At 57.4% G+C, this 16051-nt stretch carries 18 protein-coding genes; 8 read left to right on the plus strand and 10 right to left on the minus strand.

Annotated elements, in window-relative coordinates; translation table 11 throughout:
- Positions 1–636: 636 nt before the first annotated feature.
- Positions 637–1515, minus strand: a complete 879-nt coding sequence (locus tag NKI70_RS29800; protein ID WP_352725816.1) for a LysR family transcriptional regulator — start codon at positions 1513–1515, stop codon at positions 637–639.
- Between the two features lie 156 nt (positions 1516–1671).
- On the opposite strand from NKI70_RS29800, the gene NKI70_RS29805 reads away from it, so the two are divergent.
- The 3 genes from NKI70_RS29805 to NKI70_RS29815 all read left to right on the plus strand — a co-directional run bounded on the left by NKI70_RS29805 (position 1672) and on the right by NKI70_RS29815 (position 4500).
- Positions 1672–2910, plus strand: coding sequence for an aromatic ring-hydroxylating oxygenase subunit alpha (locus NKI70_RS29805; protein ID WP_352725818.1), 1239 nt, complete (start codon positions 1672–1674; stop codon positions 2908–2910).
- 3 nt (positions 2911–2913) lie between these two features.
- The gene (locus tag NKI70_RS29810) at positions 2914–3975 is read left to right on the plus strand and encodes an FAD-binding oxidoreductase (RefSeq protein WP_352725820.1); all 1062 of its coding nucleotides are present in this window, start codon (positions 2914–2916) and stop codon (positions 3973–3975) included.
- A gap of 243 nt (positions 3976–4218) precedes the next feature.
- Positions 4219–4500: a hypothetical protein gene (locus NKI70_RS29815; RefSeq protein ID WP_352725822.1), complete on the plus strand. Its 282-nt coding sequence runs from the start codon at positions 4219–4221 to the stop codon at positions 4498–4500.
- 371 nt (positions 4501–4871) lie between these two features.
- On the opposite strand, the gene NKI70_RS29820 is transcribed toward NKI70_RS29815, so the two are convergent.
- From NKI70_RS29820 to NKI70_RS29835, 4 genes are all read right to left on the minus strand, one after another.
- Positions 4872–5129: a hypothetical protein gene (locus tag NKI70_RS29820; protein ID WP_352725824.1), complete on the minus strand. Its 258-nt coding sequence runs from the start codon at positions 5127–5129 to the stop codon at positions 4872–4874.
- Between the two features lie 471 nt (positions 5130–5600).
- Positions 5601–7244 (minus strand): MFS transporter, encoded by a 1644-nt coding sequence (locus NKI70_RS29825; protein ID WP_352725826.1) that lies wholly within the window; start codon positions 7242–7244, stop codon positions 5601–5603.
- Between the two features lie 671 nt (positions 7245–7915).
- Positions 7916–8374 carry a hypothetical protein gene (locus tag NKI70_RS29830; RefSeq protein ID WP_352725828.1) on the minus strand — a complete coding sequence of 153 codons (459 nt, stop codon included), beginning with the start codon at positions 8372–8374 and terminating at the stop codon, positions 7916–7918.
- Between the two features lie 54 nt (positions 8375–8428).
- Positions 8429–9031 (minus strand): hypothetical protein, encoded by a 603-nt coding sequence (locus tag NKI70_RS29835; RefSeq protein WP_352725830.1) that lies wholly within the window; start codon positions 9029–9031, stop codon positions 8429–8431.
- A 118-nt stretch (positions 9032–9149) separates the two neighbouring features.
- Between NKI70_RS29835 and NKI70_RS29840 the strand changes: the two genes are divergently transcribed.
- Positions 9150–9677, plus strand: coding sequence for a helix-turn-helix domain-containing protein (locus NKI70_RS29840; protein WP_352725832.1), 528 nt, complete (start codon positions 9150–9152; stop codon positions 9675–9677).
- Between the two features lie 435 nt (positions 9678–10112).
- On the opposite strand, the gene NKI70_RS29845 is transcribed toward NKI70_RS29840, so the two are convergent.
- Positions 10113–11138, minus strand: coding sequence for an RcgR family putative quorum lactone hydrolase (locus NKI70_RS29845; protein ID WP_352725834.1), 1026 nt, complete (start codon positions 11136–11138; stop codon positions 10113–10115).
- Entirely contained in the window at positions 11128–12741 is a 1614-nt protein-coding gene (locus NKI70_RS29850; protein WP_352725898.1) for an RcgA family putative transporter, read from the minus strand. Before NKI70_RS29850 ends, NKI70_RS29845 begins: the two co-directional genes overlap by 11 nt.
- Before the next feature lie 262 nt (positions 12742–13003).
- Here NKI70_RS29850 and NKI70_RS29855 point away from each other — a divergent pair, with 262 nt between their 5' ends.
- Entirely contained in the window at positions 13004–13213 is a 210-nt protein-coding gene (locus tag NKI70_RS29855; protein WP_352725836.1) for a hypothetical protein, read from the plus strand.
- 118 nt (positions 13214–13331) lie between these two features.
- A complete protein-coding gene (locus tag NKI70_RS29860; RefSeq protein ID WP_352725838.1) occupies positions 13332–13676 on the plus strand; it encodes a hypothetical protein in 345 nt (114 codons plus the stop codon).
- Here the strand turns inward: NKI70_RS29860 and NKI70_RS29865 are convergent.
- From NKI70_RS29865 to NKI70_RS29875, 3 genes are read right to left on the minus strand one after another with little or no spacing between them, the layout of a single operon-like run.
- A complete protein-coding gene (locus NKI70_RS29865; protein ID WP_352725840.1) occupies positions 13673–13837 on the minus strand; it encodes a hypothetical protein in 165 nt (54 codons plus the stop codon). The two genes, NKI70_RS29860 and NKI70_RS29865, sit on opposite strands and share 4 nt — an antisense overlap.
- The gene (locus NKI70_RS29870; RefSeq protein ID WP_352725842.1) at positions 13834–14382 is read right to left on the minus strand and encodes a thermonuclease family protein; all 549 of its coding nucleotides are present in this window, start codon (positions 14380–14382) and stop codon (positions 13834–13836) included. Before NKI70_RS29870 ends, NKI70_RS29865 begins: the two co-directional genes overlap by 4 nt.
- Positions 14379–14981, minus strand: coding sequence for a hypothetical protein (locus NKI70_RS29875; protein ID WP_352725844.1), 603 nt, complete (start codon positions 14979–14981; stop codon positions 14379–14381). The genes NKI70_RS29870 and NKI70_RS29875 overlap by 4 nt, the downstream gene beginning before the upstream one ends.
- Positions 14982–15068: 87 nt before the next feature.
- Between NKI70_RS29875 and NKI70_RS29880 the strand changes: the two genes are divergently transcribed.
- Both NKI70_RS29880 and NKI70_RS29885 read left to right on the plus strand, forming a co-directional pair.
- The gene (locus NKI70_RS29880) at positions 15069–15722 is read left to right on the plus strand and encodes a lytic transglycosylase domain-containing protein (RefSeq protein ID WP_352725846.1); all 654 of its coding nucleotides are present in this window, start codon (positions 15069–15071) and stop codon (positions 15720–15722) included.
- Positions 15723–15734: 12 nt separating this feature from the next.
- The gene (locus tag NKI70_RS29885; protein ID WP_023749602.1) at positions 15735–16049 is read left to right on the plus strand and encodes a TrbC/VirB2 family type IV secretion system protein; all 315 of its coding nucleotides are present in this window, start codon (positions 15735–15737) and stop codon (positions 16047–16049) included.
- Positions 16050–16051: the final 2 nt, after the last annotated feature.

Consider the following 16051-nt stretch of genomic DNA (forward strand, 5'->3'; position numbering starts at 1 on the left):
GGTTCCAGGACGGGATCGAGGTCATCGAAATGAAGCCGCAAAGCGCCGCTTGATCAACCCCGTCACCCAAAATCCGTCATAGCTCCCTGTGCTGGTCATCGGGGCGTAACGCCCGCCGCACATGGGACATCAGTGTTCGTCAATCGGGCGGGCTGCTGGCAAATGGCACCGAATTACGCCGCAACGCGCTCGGCTTTGGCCATGACGATGGGTTTAGGCCGTAAGTCGAAAGCGTCGGAAAAGCCGGCACCAGGAGGGCGACAGGCAAGAAGGTCGCGGTTTGATCGCAGAAATCGCACTCAGCGCATCAGCATCAGTCCGCAGGGGGTATAAAGAATGTGGGCTGCATTCTCGCCTTTCTGTTTCTATGCTTGCATAATTATATTACGACGATTTACAGCAACCTTGCTGCCTCTGCCTCTAATCACGTCTTACTTTGCAGGCTCTCGCCGGTCGCCGCCGAAACATGGTACTCGGCCCACTCATCGGCCGTGCCCGGCGGCAGGGCACAATCCAGCAAGAAAAACGCGGGGGGCTCGTAGCCTCGGCGGGTGAGCATTCTCTGGCATGAATTAATTCAGACGAGATTTTTCCCGTTGAGATCAATGGGCCGGCCGATGCCCCCAGCTTAGCCACTCAAAAGCTCTTGGCTAGCCAGTTTGCGAAAAGTCGAGCTTTTGCACCTGCCCGGGTGTGGACCTTCAGATAGAAAGCCGAGGGCGACGGAATACTTTGAGACACCAATACGATCAGGGGCCCGTCTTGCATCAGATTTTTGACCAACCCGTCCCAACCCAGCACCGCACCGACATCGTCCTGGGCAGCCTGAAGGGCGATCATGTAGTTGTTTACGGAAAACCTGCGACCCTTTGGGGTTGGGTATCCAAGTGCCTGAAACCACTCCGGCCAGTTGGTCCAGCTGGTTTCCTCGTTATTCATATGAATCAGGGGCGCCATGAGTAGATCTTCAACTGTGCCGATACCGTACTCGGCGGCGAACCTTGCGGTGCCGAGGGCGACGATCCGATCTTGGAAGAGTTTGTAACACTCCTCGAGGTGTTCCTGCGCATCCCCGTATTGAATGCTTAGGTCGCAATTGATTGCTGTTGCGGGCACGTCGCTAACGATCTGCGAGACCGTGACGGTTGGATGATTCTTCCAGAAAGCTGAAATCTTCGGCGTAAGCCATAGTGAGCTGACCGCCGTGGTTGTCCGGATGGTCACGTCAACAGTGTCCGAGCGATCGCGCATGTGCACGACGGCCTCCGAGATCGTCTCGAGCCCGCGCTGCACCGCAACGAACAAAAACGCCCCCTTTTCGGTCAATTCGACACCACGGCTCCGGCGCAGGAAGAGGTTGCATCGCAGGTCACTTTCTAGCGCCTTGATCTGGTGGCTGATTGCTGCGGGCGTTACGTTCAATTCGTGGGCGGCTCTTTTGAAACTGGCGTGGCGCGCGGCCGCCTCAAAGCAGATGAGGGCGTTGATGGAGGACAGGTCATAGGGTCTTGGCATCAAGGGGAATCCTCAGATCGTTTCAGGCTCTCATGCATACGCCCCCTACAAGTGAGAGGTTAGCAAAGCTAAATCGGGTTGAAAATAATTGCCCTTGCGCAAGGGGCTTTGAGGCGAGAATAGCTCAACCCAAAATAGACTCGACGGAATTTCGGCATGAACGCTACCTCGCCCTCCATCCAAGGTTTGTTGGCGCGCCGTGTGCCGGGCTATGCCCTTGAGCAGCCGTTCTACACATCGCCGACGATTTACCAGCTCGATCTCGAGCACATCTTCTACCAAGAATGGCTCTATGCGGCTCCGGCGTGCCAGCTAGCGAAAACGGGCAGCTACGTGACGATGCGCGTCGGCGCTTATGAGGTGATCATTGTTCGAGGCCGCGATGGCGAAATCCGCGCTTTTCATAACTCCTGCCGTCATCGCGGCTCGATGATCTGCAAGGCGCGCGATGGCCAAGTGGCTAAGCTCGTCTGTCCCTACCACCAGTGGACCTATGAACTCGACGGCAAGCTGATCTGGGCAAATGACATGGGGTCCGACTTCGACATGTCCAAGCATGGCCTGAAGCCGGTGCAGCTGCGCAATCTGGAGGGCCTGATCTACATCTGCATAGCGCCGACCCCGCCAGACTTCGAACCGTTTGCCAAAGTGGCCCTTCCCTACTTGAAGGTCCACGACCTCAACAATGCGAAGGTAGCGTTTACGTCGACCATTATCGAAAAGGCCAACTGGAAGCTTGTGTGGGAAAATAACCGCGAATGCTACCATTGCAGCAGCAACCACCCGGCACTTTGCCGCTCATTCTCGCTAGACCCGGAAGTGGCGGGCGTCTCTGCTGACGGTTCAGTCTCGGCGACGCTCCAGGCGCATTTCGATCGTTGCGAAGCCGCGGGCGCACCTGCGCAGTTTCGGCTGGCAGGCGGCGGCCAATATCGTGTGGCACGGATGCCATTGCAGCAAAAGGCCGTAAGTTACACGCTGGACGGTAAGGCTGCCGTGCGCAAGAATCTTGGCCAGGTGGCTCTGCCCGAAGCGGGCTCGCTGTTGATGTTTCACTATCCATCGGCCTGGAACCATTTTCTGCCAGACCATTCGCTTACTTTCCGGGTCGTGCCGATCAGCGCCACGGAAACCGAAGTCACAACCATCTGGCTGGTGAACAAAGACGCCGTTGAAGGCGTCGACTACGATCTCAAGCGCCTGACTGAAGTCTGGATCACCACCAATGACGAGGACCGCGAGATTGTAGAAACCAATCAGCAGGGGATCCTATCCCCCGCCTATGTTCCCGGACCCTACTCGCCGGTTCAGGAAAGCGGCGTGACACAATTTGTCGATTGGTACGCAACCTGGATCGAGCGCGCCCTTGCGTCGCTTAAGGTGGCAGCGGAGTAGCCGATGAGTGCATTCAACAAGCTCACCGTTTGGACGGATGCCGAGACGCTTGAATGCGTCACTCGCACTCCAGAAGCACCGAATGTTGTGACCTTCAGCTTTCAGAGTCCGTCCCGGGCGCTGTTCAATCATGAACCGGGGCAGTTCGTCACGCTGAAACTGCCCGTTCCTGGCGGGCCGCTCTATCGCACCTACACGATCTCGTCTTCGCCTTCGAGGCCCACGGCGCTTACGGTCACCGTCAAGGCACAGGATGGATCTATCGGCACGAAGTGGATGCTGGACAATTTGCACAAAGGCATGCGGATCAAGGCCATCGGGCCTGCGGGGAAGTTTTCGATCGTCCATCATCCGGCGGATAAATACCTCTTCATCTCAGCCGGTTCCGGCATCACGCCCATGGTGGCAATGACGACTTGGCTTTATGATTCCGGTCGAGAGCCAGACATTGTTTTTATAAACTGCGCGCGCCGTCCGTCAGACATCATCCTGCGTGACAGAATGGAACTCATGGCTTCGCGCATCATCGGCATCGATCTGAAGTGGGTCGTCGAAGAGGCTGATCCCTTCCGGTCCTGGACTGGCTATCGAGGAATGTTCAACCAGATCATGCTGGGCCTGATGGCGCAGGATTATCTAGATCGCGAGGTGTTCTGCTGCGGCCCCGAGCCCTTTATGCGGGCCGTCCGCGAGGCACTTGCCGGGCTCGGCTACGACATGACCCGCTACCATCAGGAAAGCTTCGCGGCAGAGCCGGACCACGCCGAGGACGTGCCAAACGACGTGGTGCCGAGCGAAGAAAATCAGGCTGAGATCGTCTTCGTCTCGTCTGGCGTTACAACGAAATGCGCCGAGACCGATACCCTTCTTGCAGCAGCACGCACCGCGGGTCTGATGATTCCTTCAGGGTGTTCGATGGGAATCTGCGGAACCTGCAAGGTCCGAAAGACCGAAGGGCAGGTGCATATGGTGCACAATGGCGGCATCACCGACGAGGACATCGCCGACGGCTATGTTCTTGCCTGCTGTTCCCACCCAATCGGTCGGGTGACGGTCGCCGCATAAGCATCCGATTGTTCTGGAATCGATCCGGCGCATCGGCGCGGCAATGATGGACGATGCAGTCGGCTGAGAGCGAGCCAGCTTATGGCCCGAAGGGATAGTTGGCCAGGATCAGAGGGGGCGTTCGACCGTGGGCCGGATGAACTCGTGAACAAGCTTGTGACCTCGCTCACTTGAACTTTCTCCTAGGCCAGCAGCTAGGGAGGGGGAATAGGGACGCTGAAAGGTAGAGATGGAGAACCAAGGTTGACCGGCATCCTGTCCCGCGTTGTGATGACCGACGCGAGACTTCCATCACAGGCGAAAAAAGCAAAGCGCAAAATCGCTTCTTATCGAGGAAATCCACAATTTCGTGAACGGCGGTTTGAGCGGGAAAAAGCAACACAGGCGAAACCGCCCGGTGGTTCCATAACAGATATTATGCGACTTTCGACTATTGATACAAGTATCTCTATGTATCTCCAAAGCATACTCTTACCGATAGACAGTTTCTTGAATATTAATCAGAGAAAATTCCGACGAACCTAGTCCCACCGAAACGTCTTGACGTCTGATCGAACTAGTCGAACGCTCTAAGCTCTCCGAATTACGGCGCCCAAAATCAGACAATCAACGATGAAATGTCTCGCGAGTAAGATGAATTGGTGCGTCGCGCGAAATGCCTTCCAGGCGCCCCAAGGATCGTGATCATCTATGTCGTACTTTCCTGAACCTGCCGGAGCTTACCTGCTCCGCACTTCGCCGTCCGGACTTGAAACACTGCCTGCTCTGCATCCGTGCAAAATCCGCGATGGCGGCTCGATTCCTGGGCCAAGATGCCATTTTCGGGTGGCAGTTTCAGCGCCACCTTGAGCGGATCATTCCGCTGATCTCTTAGATGTCTCATTGTCGTGCCCCATTTAAGCCGGCCGGGCCTCCCGACCGCCGGCGATAATGACCATCGCCTCTGGAGAATTGTTCTTGTTGTCGAGCGAGACGGCTTCCACCGTCTTGCCGTGCCGTACTCTTTGCCAATGGCCGGCACGCGGCCGAGCGATGTCATTGGCATCGCAAGCCTGCGCGACGTGCTGGTCCCTGACGCCATGCAGTCTTGCGATCTCGACCATTGGTTTCGACCAGACCAGCCTATGAAGCTCGAGGCGCGTCATTTTCAGCATGTTTCTTTCCGCTCAGTCGAGAGCAACGCCAGCCAGCCTGCCGACACGTTCGACGTGGTCCCCTGCCTTACCTGCATCGTGTGAAGGTTTTGTGGGTTCGCTCGGGCAGCGCCATCCCCAGCCTACCTCCCATCACGCCCAACAGCGAAGCATCCAATCCTAATTCGTGAAGCGTCGAGAGAACAAAAATTTGACTGGCAACCAAGTTCTTGCGGCGCCGACTTTTTTCCTGGATGCGAGAGCCAAACAGCCCGATCCACTGGGAATGCTTGCTGCCTAGACCTCGCTCCGGCCGGCCGAGCGCCCTTTGCGGCGCCGGCCGTCAATCTCGGACGTTCCGACGGCAACGTCACCGAATGCGCTCTTCCCCTCAATCCCAGTTGTCCATCCCACCGCCATCGCTTCCTCGCAAAACAAAGCGAAGGTGATGGACCGCTCAGGACTGACGACCAGGTTCCAACTGCGGAGGCGTTACGGACGGGACACAAAGGGCACGGGCTGGATTTGGCTGCCCGGGGCCGGTCTCGTCGACCGCTCGATCGAGAGTGCCAGACGAGGGAGACAACCATCGACCTGCAGAGCGGCAAGGCGCTCGCTTACCTCCCTGTCAGTCACCGTTAGCCTATGGTTTAGGCGAAGATAGTCCGTCCATGTCGGCGTGCGGAACGTCTCGGTCCAAAGCATGGGCTTCTGAAGGTCGCGCTGGAGGGTCCAGTCCCGCGCACCGGCACGGCTCTGAACGCGCCGCCTTTCGCGCATGCAGCGCAGAAATTCCTCGATGTTCTCCTCAGGGACCGAGTACTCCACCTTGACCACAATTGGGCCGCTCCTGGGCTTCAGATCGAGGGCCAGATCTGGTGGCGTGAAGTCGAAGGCCCCTTGATCCGATTCTTCCCATAGCTCTATCGGCAAGAGCTTACCCGCTGCTGCAACCAGCAACAGTGCCGCTGCAGCACCTTCCAAAGCCCAGGTCAGGGAATAATTCTGCGCGACAGTACCCCAGATCCAGCTGCCCGCTGCCATGCCGCCGTAGGTCAAAGCGTAATAGATCGACAGAGTGCGACCGACGACCCACCTTGGGCTTGCCAACTGCACACACACGTCGGTTCCGGTCCAGGTGACAACCCAGCCTGCGCCACCGATTGCAAGCGCGATCGCCGCTACAGCCACCGATGATGTGAGAGCCAGTAAAAGGCAACAGGTTGCGCAGGCAACGGACGCGAGCGTGATCAATCGATTTTGGGACGTGATGCGTCTCAAATAGCTATTGCTAATGCCGGCGATCAAGGCGCCTGTGCCGAAGCCGGCCAACAGGACGCCGTAAACAATTGGCCCACCCGCCAGTTGGTCGCGAACCAGGAGGGGGAGCAACGCAAGAATCGAGATGCTCGACAGCCCGAACAGGGTAGCACGCACAATCGCCACTCTGATCTCCGAGGAAATCGCCGTGAAGCGCATGCCATCGTGAATGGCCGTCGTCATCCGCTCGCGCGGAAGAGGCGAAGAGCGAACTTGCCATTTGGAGCGCAAGACAGCGCTCAACGGGACCAGGTCGCTCAGCGCCGCGAAGACGAAAGCCGACAGCGGTCCCAGCAACGCCAAAATCACACCGCCCAGCGCCGGTCCTATGCTCCGAACAACGTTGTACCCCACCGACATCAGCGTTACCGCAGCGGGTATCTCGCGCTTTTCCAGGATGTCCCCGACGGAGGCGTGCCAGGCTGGATCGTTCAACGCAAAGCCGCACCCGGCCAGGAAACTAAGTGCCAGGATCAGCCATGGACTGACAAAGCCCAGCCCCACAGAGAGCGCCAGCGCCGCGGATGCCGTCGCAATCAGGCAATGGCCAGCAAGCATTACCCCGCGGCGGCTGAAGCTGTCTGCAATCGCTCCAGCAACAATCGACAAGAAGAAGGCGGGCAGCGTCGATGCCGCCTGTACGAGCGCAACCATCAGATCGGAGGCCGAAATCGTTGCCATGAGCCAGCTTATGGCAACGCTTTGCACGAGCCAGCCAAGGCTGGATATCTGCGTGGCTGTCCAGATCGAACGAAAGACCGGATTCTGAAGCGGGACCAGTGTGGCTGCCGTAAAGGGGCGGGAATCTCGACGCATGACTTCTCACCTCCACCACGTAGTTCTTTCGCTCACTCACCTGCTGACAGCGGTGCGCCTGCGCCCAGCTGCATCGCAACAAAGTTAGATATCGCGCTCGCAACAAAGCCGATGTCGCATCAACGGTGCCGATGCGCGATGTGTGTGCCGGTTGGCGTCAGTTGGTCTCGGTCGCGCAGCCCGACGGGGTGCGGTCTGCCCTGCGACTCTTGGCCTTGGACGGTGCTACCGCGCCGATGGCTGCGATGTCAAACTGCCGCGGTCCTGGGAGCGCCCATAGCATCGGCTGGACGATTTCAGGCAGGCCAACGATGACACGCAACTGGGGAACAGCGAAGCATCGCGCAGGCTTATATGAAGCCAAGCAGAGCCAGTCAGCACGGCCACGGCTTCGATCGGACGCGGTGGTTCTTGGGGGTCGGCGGACTTGCGAATGTGGACCACCTTGGGTGGCCGATTTCGCTTGTCGTCGCTCTGGGGCGGGGGAGTGAAAGAGTGATGCAGCGTCTGTCTGCCGCAAGGCTCGGGGACCTTTTGGCGGGAGACCTGGTGTTTTGGCGGGCCCTCGACGATCGAACCACTTGCCGGCCGCACGGAGCAGGTCAATATGGTGCTTCGCAACACGCCTCTTGGCATGGTTGCGAACGTACTCACCTCCCCTCTCGGCGCACTCACTTGTGCGGCATGCAATAAACCCCCTCGGATTGCATCAGTACCGCGCCACCCTTCAACTCGCTCAGGGCGCCGACCCATGCTTCCGAATACGTGCGGCTGGCATCCACGGCCGACAGCCAGAGAACGCGATTGTCGGCCAGTTCGACTTTAACTTCCTGCTGCAAAGGGCTTGCCTGCACGGTCTGTTGATAGTGACGCTTGATCCTGACATTGCCAGCTGCGAACTCGGCTTCGTTGCTGCCGTAGTTCAGCACAAATCCAGAGCGGTCCTCAGTCACTGTGCAACCGCCATCACGCTCGCATACAATTTTGGCAGCGGTCTTGCAGTCCCATTTCAGTGAAGCGGGCCACATAGGATTGTTCACGCTTGATCCCGGCTTGTCGCTCTGACCAGCCGCCGTCGACACTGCGCCTGTGTTCAAAATCACAGTGGACAGGAGAAGCGCCTTGAACACTACAAACCTCCTTGAATTGCGACAATAGTACCTCGTCCTGCGTGATCGCCCGGCTCATGGCATGTTGAGGTTGAACCAGCTTTTCTGGCGCACGCCGTTCGCGTCATCATATTCGATGAACCAGGGCTTTCCGCGCATCGGTCGAGGGATGGTGTAGTAGGTGGGGCCATTACCAAGGGAATGCCCTCGATCGTTCCCCGCGGTCTGGATTGTTGCCGCAACCACCTTACCGTCGATGTCGATTTGGACCTGACGTGATCCGTCTCCATGATGCCCGCCGAGGCCGCTGTTTTTAAAAACGACGGGCAAGGAGAGCCTATCGACCGCGATGCGGCAGATGTTCCGTTCTTGGCCTAAGCCCGGCTGATCGGATTCGGAGCTCCCAACTGCTTGCCAGCCAGACGGACAGTCCTCATACTTCTCAAATCTCGCCGCGCTGGAGTTGGCTTGCGGACAGGTCGGCCAATTAAAACCCGGGGCTTCCATCGCCGCAATCAACTTGTAAATTGGCGGGTGGCACGAGGGGGTGCCTTGCCAGTCGCCGGAAAGACATAGGAGGACCTGACAGCCCCATTCCGACGCTTTTGATTCGGATGGAAGAGCCGCTGTGCCCGCGATGGCGACGGCACCCACCAAAAGAGATTTGAGTATGGTCATAGCCTTTTCCTCGCTGCGGATTTTGACAGTTTACTATGGATGGTCCGAGCGAAAAAGGATAGGTCGAAAAGGCAGGTTTGTGCGACTACATCGATTTATGAAACGAGACGACGGAGGCGTGGTCAACAACCCGTTGCGCGCCAACATTGCTTTGACGCTTGAGCGGGAGCGAGCCAAACGTGGCCTATCCCATATGCACATGGCCGAGCTGTTTCGGACCGCCGAGGGCGAAAAACTCGCCTACCGAACGTACATTCAGACTGTGCGTCAGAAAAATAACGTCACATTGACGACGCTGCAGATCATGGCAAACGGCTTGCAAGTGTCCTTTGCAGGACTGCTCGCCGGCGGTAAGAAAGTTCCGGAATGGGCGCATCGGTTGGACGACAATGCGATCCGCAAGCGGCTGGCGCACATCATCGATTTTGAGCGACAACGACGTACTTTGCACCGCTATGAGATGGCCGAACTCATCGGTGTGGCGGAGGCGACATTCACGAAACTGGAGCGCGCGAGCGGCAACATCAGCGTGGACACGATTGCCGCGATCGCCAAGGCGTTGAAACTGGATCCAGCGACCTTCCTCTTTTCCGAAAAGATCCCGCCTGGCAGAGCCGACACCTCGCCGCCCCACGAGTGTTCCTAAAGGGCCTGTAGTTCGCTCCAGCCGGCGCCGCTCCTACGCCCCTGCCGGTCAGGCCCGGCGGCCGACTAGCGCCCCCCGCCGCGCTGTCGGGCCGCTGCCGTCATCGTGTTAGCCTGTTGCAGCGACGGGGATGATAAGGGGACTTTGACATGGACGACTGTGCCGCCGGCGGGAATGCTGCTGATGAAGTGCTTTCCCTTGAGGATCGAAACCATATGAGAACAAGCCGTCAACCTAGCCCGCTGCGATTGCCGGCGCGAGTAGAGAAGAAGGGTGTCGTGGCCTTTTCGACAATTGCCGGTGTCATGCCTGTGCCTTTGTCGGCCACTTCCAAGGGTCGGTTCCGGTAGTGGGGGCGACCCCCTAAATTCATCACTTTCGTGTCGTGATGCCTACCAGAGAATCTGCTAATGAACTCACCGGCCAAAGCCAAACTCATGCTCGCCGGGCCGACTTGTCAGCACGCGACACAAACCGCTTCAAGCTCAAACCGGCCAATAAAATGTAAGGCGGCATGGCGAGCGAATAGTGACCACAGTTTAATTCCAAAATATTTGGCCTAGCTCCGGCGTCGTTCAGCCTGTGCATGAACCTCTCCGATAGCTCTGGCAACACCACTTTGTCTCTCTTAGCCAACAAAACATGAAGATCGAGATCAGGCCGTGCCAAACTATGCACGTAATTCTCCAAGTTAAGTGGACCCCAGGCCCTTCTGAGATCGGTCAGCTCAATCTCAGGCTCAAGGCTATCACGTATCAATCGTGTCGCGCGACCCGTCCAAACCATATCCGCTAGACTCCCCGCCGTCAGAAACAACGAGGCTTTTGACACAGCCGAGTCGTGCGCCGCGACCACGCCCGCAACCCAGGAGCCTAAGCTCATACCGAGAACCGAGATCTCTCGATAGCCTTCGCTTTTCAACCAACGTATGAGTTTTCGCCCATCCAACACTGCCTGCCTTACAGATTGGATCGTTCGACCGAGATTAGGGCTAAGCATATAGTCGGCGTGCACGGAGCCGGGACGGCTGCGTTCGAAGTGATAAGGCATAGCAATCTCGACAACCGTGATGCCACGCTGCGAGAAAAAGTTGGCAATCTGACGATTCCGGGCGCTTGCATTCCAATGGTGAAAAATCACCATGGCCTGGTCGAACGACCCGCTTTCTGTGATTTTCGCCGAGACGACATTGTTCTGTTCGATATCAGTAGAAATGTCCGATGGGAATTTTAGCCACCCATCTAGCCTTTCAAACCCCTGATCACTCACATTCGGGTCATCGAAAAAGGCTGGATCAGCCACGGCTTGGTCCGCAAGGGCACAGAATTCCTCGATACTTGTTATCTTCTTCGCACCTGGAAAGGCGCGTTCCGCGTCAAGGACGAAATCCGTTGGTTTCTTCCCTTCCTCTCCGCGAAGGGCCCGGCGTTCGTCCCAACGATCCAGCCAACTATGAAACACTCTGATTGTTTCCTAACTCGCTCGCTCGCCAGCGGCCTAACCCTGGATCAAACAGGCCGTATATTGCGAACAGTACTCCAACGGCCAGAAGGATCGAAAAGCCAGCAAATGCATCGATCAGCAAGTAGCCAGCCACGAGTAACGCTACGATCGCTGACATCCTCCACAAAGACATACAAAACCGACGTTCGACACCTAAACGGATGGAGCCGTACAGAAATACAACACAGGTCGAAATAGCGATAAGAAGGCTACTGAAATGGGTCGGCCTACGGTAGTTGATCCCGACGCTCACATCATTGCGCCCATAGAAGGCGGAAGACATATCGCCGACCAACCAAGCCACAATATTCTCTCCACGCGATGTCAGGTAAGCACTCTGGAGCTTCATGACTATGGCGATCAGAAGCCCCAAAACAGTACACCGAAAAATCGCACGCATAACCCTGAGGCTGGCTTCATGGAGCTCGTGTTGATAATCCACCTCCAGCCGATCATTCGCTGCTCCTCCAATTCTCCAAAGATCATGGATCACCGTATAAAGCAAAATCAGGCCTACGAAGAACAGATAAAAACAGAGGCACATGTATAGGTAAGCGAGCCCCGTGAAAACGACCGCTTCCGGCACCGATATAACCTCAGGGCGCACAATCGCTAGTGAGCCCCAATCCGTCGCATAGTTGCCACCACCTTTGAGCAACGGGATTAAAGACACGCCGATCCACTGAAAAAGACCGGCGAACACCACACAAATCAAAAAAACCGCCCAATATGAATACGAAGAAGCTTGTACGCTGCGCGCCCAGGCTTCGTCGCTTTCCATCTTGTCGCCCTGCGCTACAAGCTTTGGGCGGCCTTCATCTTTCCAAAAGGTCACCAGCTCGGTCACGAAGGCAAAAAACAGTGGCAAAAATACCATGAAAACGAATGTCCAATTCGCTGTCCAAAGAAACCCAACCTGCTTGACGACGCCATCCGCCCGGCCATATGTCACGCTGTGAATCCCCGTAAGATAGGATAAAAACCCAAGAGCGGTGACACCGGCAAACACCGACGCCGGTAAGTTCAGGGGAGATCCGCGACTAAAAAACGCCTCCGATTTCCTCGCCAAACTAAAACGCCGGCTCGGCCCCTTGGCGTCGGTATCCCGCGTCAGCTCTGCCGGGGAGACTGTCTCGTAATCGAAGGTCGCCGTCAGTGCCGTTTCAGGAATCTCCTGGGCAACGCTGCTTCCGGCTCTATTCCGTTTTCGTCTCTTGGCCGATAGCCGCGATTGCGCCGCACTAAGCTCCATCTGCCATTCGCTAGTTGCGACCGGATCATCGCATCCAAAAATCCTCGCCAGCCAACGAATGTTGGCAGTGCTAATTCCCTTCTCGTTCTCTTGGAACCATAGCTGCACAGTTCGCAGATCGACCCCAAACTGGTTGGAATCAATCTGTGAAATCGCCTCTGCAAGGAGCTCGGGCGTCCATGGGCCTGCAGGAAACCCGTCTTCGCCCAACAGTCGACCCGCACCCGCTGCCGCTAGTCGTTTGAATAATTCTTTGAAATCACTCCCGTCTCTTGGCGGAGGGAGAAATAACTTTCCGTTCCTAAACAACAAGTTACAGGCTCTAGTTTCGTTCCGTTTCGCTAGGCTTCGTATCCTATCGTGCCTTCGTCCTCAATCAACGTTTTTATCAACTCGATTTTGGCTGGCACGGGAGAAGATCGAATGACGGGTGACCCGCTGGAGAGGCTGAACACGGTTGTTGCGTGGGAGATGTCTCGCAAACCGCCGGCCAAGGCACTGAACTGCCCCGATCGGCCGCAGGGCGCGCTTCATCAGCCGCGTGCATCGCAAGAAGCCAAGAGGCAGGTCGATGCCGAAGAATATCGAGCACGGCAACCGACATGTTTCGGAACCCGTGCCCTTGTCGAGCTATCCTTTCGCCGAACAGAAGGACCGCATGGGACTGTTCATCCGCACCATCGGCCGGTCGCGCCCGCGGCAGGTCAAAATCGGCGTGGGCAATTTCGCCTACAATCTGAAACGTTTTGTCTGGTGGCAGGGGCGGAGTGTGACCGCATGAGCGAAAAGTAGGGAAGCCAGGGCTTCGGGAGCCTGAGAAGCAGAGGGATGAACCCATCCCTATTTTTCTCGCCTCCCCAGGTATCATTTACGAATTGTCATGCGCATGGAGCCGGTCGATGCCCATTCAAGTGGTCTGTAACAACGGAGTGATGGAAGAGGGCGATGGGGTCGCGAATCTGCTTGTGGCGCATCGTCAAACAGTCGCCATGGTTGAACGTCTCGGCAAGCGATGGACGAGGGCCGAAGGGCCGGACGCGACCCTGATCGGCCGGCGGTTGGATTCGGTCATGGCGGAAGAGGCTATCGCGCGTCGGCGCGCGGCCGCTGCGCCGGTGGCCGATGTCGTTGAGATGAAAATGAAGGCAACTTATTTCCGGCGGTTGTTGGGGAACGAATGGTGCGAGGTTGATGTCGACGATTTTCGCGCGTTGCTCGGTTCTTTCGCGAAACTGCAGTCCTAGGAGAAGAGGGCTGAAATCCATGAGGCCACGGTATTCCAGGCCGCATAGAGTCCCGCCGGTACCAAGATGATCGCGATAATTGCGATAGCATCGGCGATGGCGCCGTCAGTGCGTCCTTCCACGGGATAGTAATATTTGTGCGCATCATCGTCGTGCTTCATTGTTGTCTCTCCGACCGCTTGTTTAGCAGCAGCTGCACAGGATGCTGAAACGTCGTGCCCCACAAACCTGCACGTTTCATCTTGGCGTTGATTTCCGCGACGAGGTAGTTCTCATTGACGGCTTTGCCCTTTGCTGTCGTTGCGGCAAACGCGTATCCGGTCGCTATGAGCGCTGTGCCGACGTCGATTGTTTCGCCATTCAGCTGCGCACCGCACACGACAAAAACCGCCTTGTCGAGGGCGTAGCCGATTGGCTGGCATGTAACCGCCGCGCTATCGAACAGCGCAGCAAGGTGCGCCAGCGAGGTGTTCCCGCAGTCGATTTTGTTCCCATTTGGCTCGTCGGCTGATGTGCCTCGAAGACATGACTGGACGCCATAGAGGCGGAAAAGGTGGTCTCCGTCACGCCAGGTATCTCCGGTCAGCAGTTGAGCCGATTTCGATACGGCGAAGGGCGCGGGTTCGGGAGACGCGGGGGCATCCTCCGCCTGCGCCGATGCGCATACCGAGAATGCGGCCAGCACTGCAAAGCTCGCCTGTTTCATTCCTGGAACTGTCCACCGAGGTCGGCGGAATGCTCGAGATCGGGGCGCAGCGACTTGCCGTCCTTGTTGCGTCCGATCGCTGCCATGTCGAAAAAAACCATTTCGTCGTCGTCGTAGGCAACGTTGTACGGGTCGTTGGCGTTGCCCGCACCCACGAGAGAGAAACACGACACGGCGTCGGGTTCACCCTTCTTGCTTTGCAGCACAAGTGTTTTGCAAAGCACGACAGATGCACGATCGTTGTAGATTGCCTCTTCATAGTCCTGCGCGGCTTTCGTGCAGTCCCATTGCTGCGCCTTGTAGGTAATCTTTGGTTTTGGACAGGCTGCAAGGCCGCGCAGTCGATACGCCATGCCGTTGATGACGCGCTCGGTCGCCGAGGGCACCTTGACCGGCGAGACAAGGGTCGCCGCATCGCGCTGAAAGAGCGCGCCTTTCGCATCGTAGCGCTCATAGACGAACACTTTCTCTCCCGGCTTGGCAAACTGGAGCAGATAGTGCTCCGACGGCTGCGCGAAGGCACTTGGGGCGTCGGCGCCGGCAGCATAAGCGACGGCACCTTGGAGCAGCAAGACCGTGCAAAGGGCCGTCAGTTTCATCGAAATCCGTCCTTGTGATCGATATCGTGTTGACACTTTACTAGGGCTGCGTGTAGCCATAGTAAAGTGTTAAATTTTGGCGACAGTATGAACACTCGATTCGCTCTTCTGCTCACCCTCTTTGGCGCCACGATGCCGTTGCAAGCGCACGGCCAGGACAGGGCATCAGACCGCGTCGCAGTCGCCTTTGCAACGCCGGTGCAAGCCCTTGCCGCGGTCGGGGCGCAAAGGCCGGGGGCGTGTGAGACCGGAAATCGTGCCGAGGTCTCCCAACTTGTGCGTTCAATCGCGCAGGACGAAGGGTTCGACGCCGATCTGGCCGAGACAATTGCATGGGCCGAAAGCGATCTCGGCGCCAGTCAGGGCCCCTCAGAGGCCGGAGCCTTGGGAATCATGCAGCTGATGCCGGGCACGGCGGCCGATCTGGGGGTGAGCGACCGTTGCGATACACAGGCAAATGTCCGGGCTGGCCTTCGCTATCTGAAGTCACTCTATGACGAATTCGGGGACCCGCTGCTGATGCTGGCAGCATACAACGCCGGGCCCAACAGCGTCTACAAGGCCCAGGGCATTCCGGTGAATCCGGAGACGGCGGAATACATTGTGAAAATACTGAACCGCTGGAAGTTCGGCGGTGTGGTGAAGAAGTCCGCCCTGACCAAATCCGAGACGCTCGCGGCCGCTCCGCCAGCAAGCGAGGACGCTTGGCAGGGTGGTCATGTCATGGATTTCGGCAACTGAAAGGAGCCAAGGGTGGAATACAGGAAAGCGGGCAGATTTGCCCTGAAACTGGCCTTGGCCTCGGCGGTCGGAATAGCTCTCGCGCCAGCCACTGCGTATGCCCAGTCGGCGGCGCCAGTCGAAAATGTGCTGGAGTGGTTCGTCGGAGTTCTGCAGGGCAACATAGCGCGTTCATTCGCCATCATCGCCGTCTGTTTTCTCGGCTTCCTCGCCATGACGGGCCGGCTCGCGTGGATGATGGCTTTCTCCATCATCATTGGCATCGCTCTGATCTTCGGCGCTGCCCAGCTGGTGGATGCGGTTCGTGCGACCGCGGGAGGCAGCTGAGA

This window comes from Mesorhizobium sp. M0500, from assembly GCF_040321165.1.
Taxonomy (GTDB): Bacteria; Pseudomonadota; Alphaproteobacteria; order Rhizobiales; family Rhizobiaceae; genus Mesorhizobium.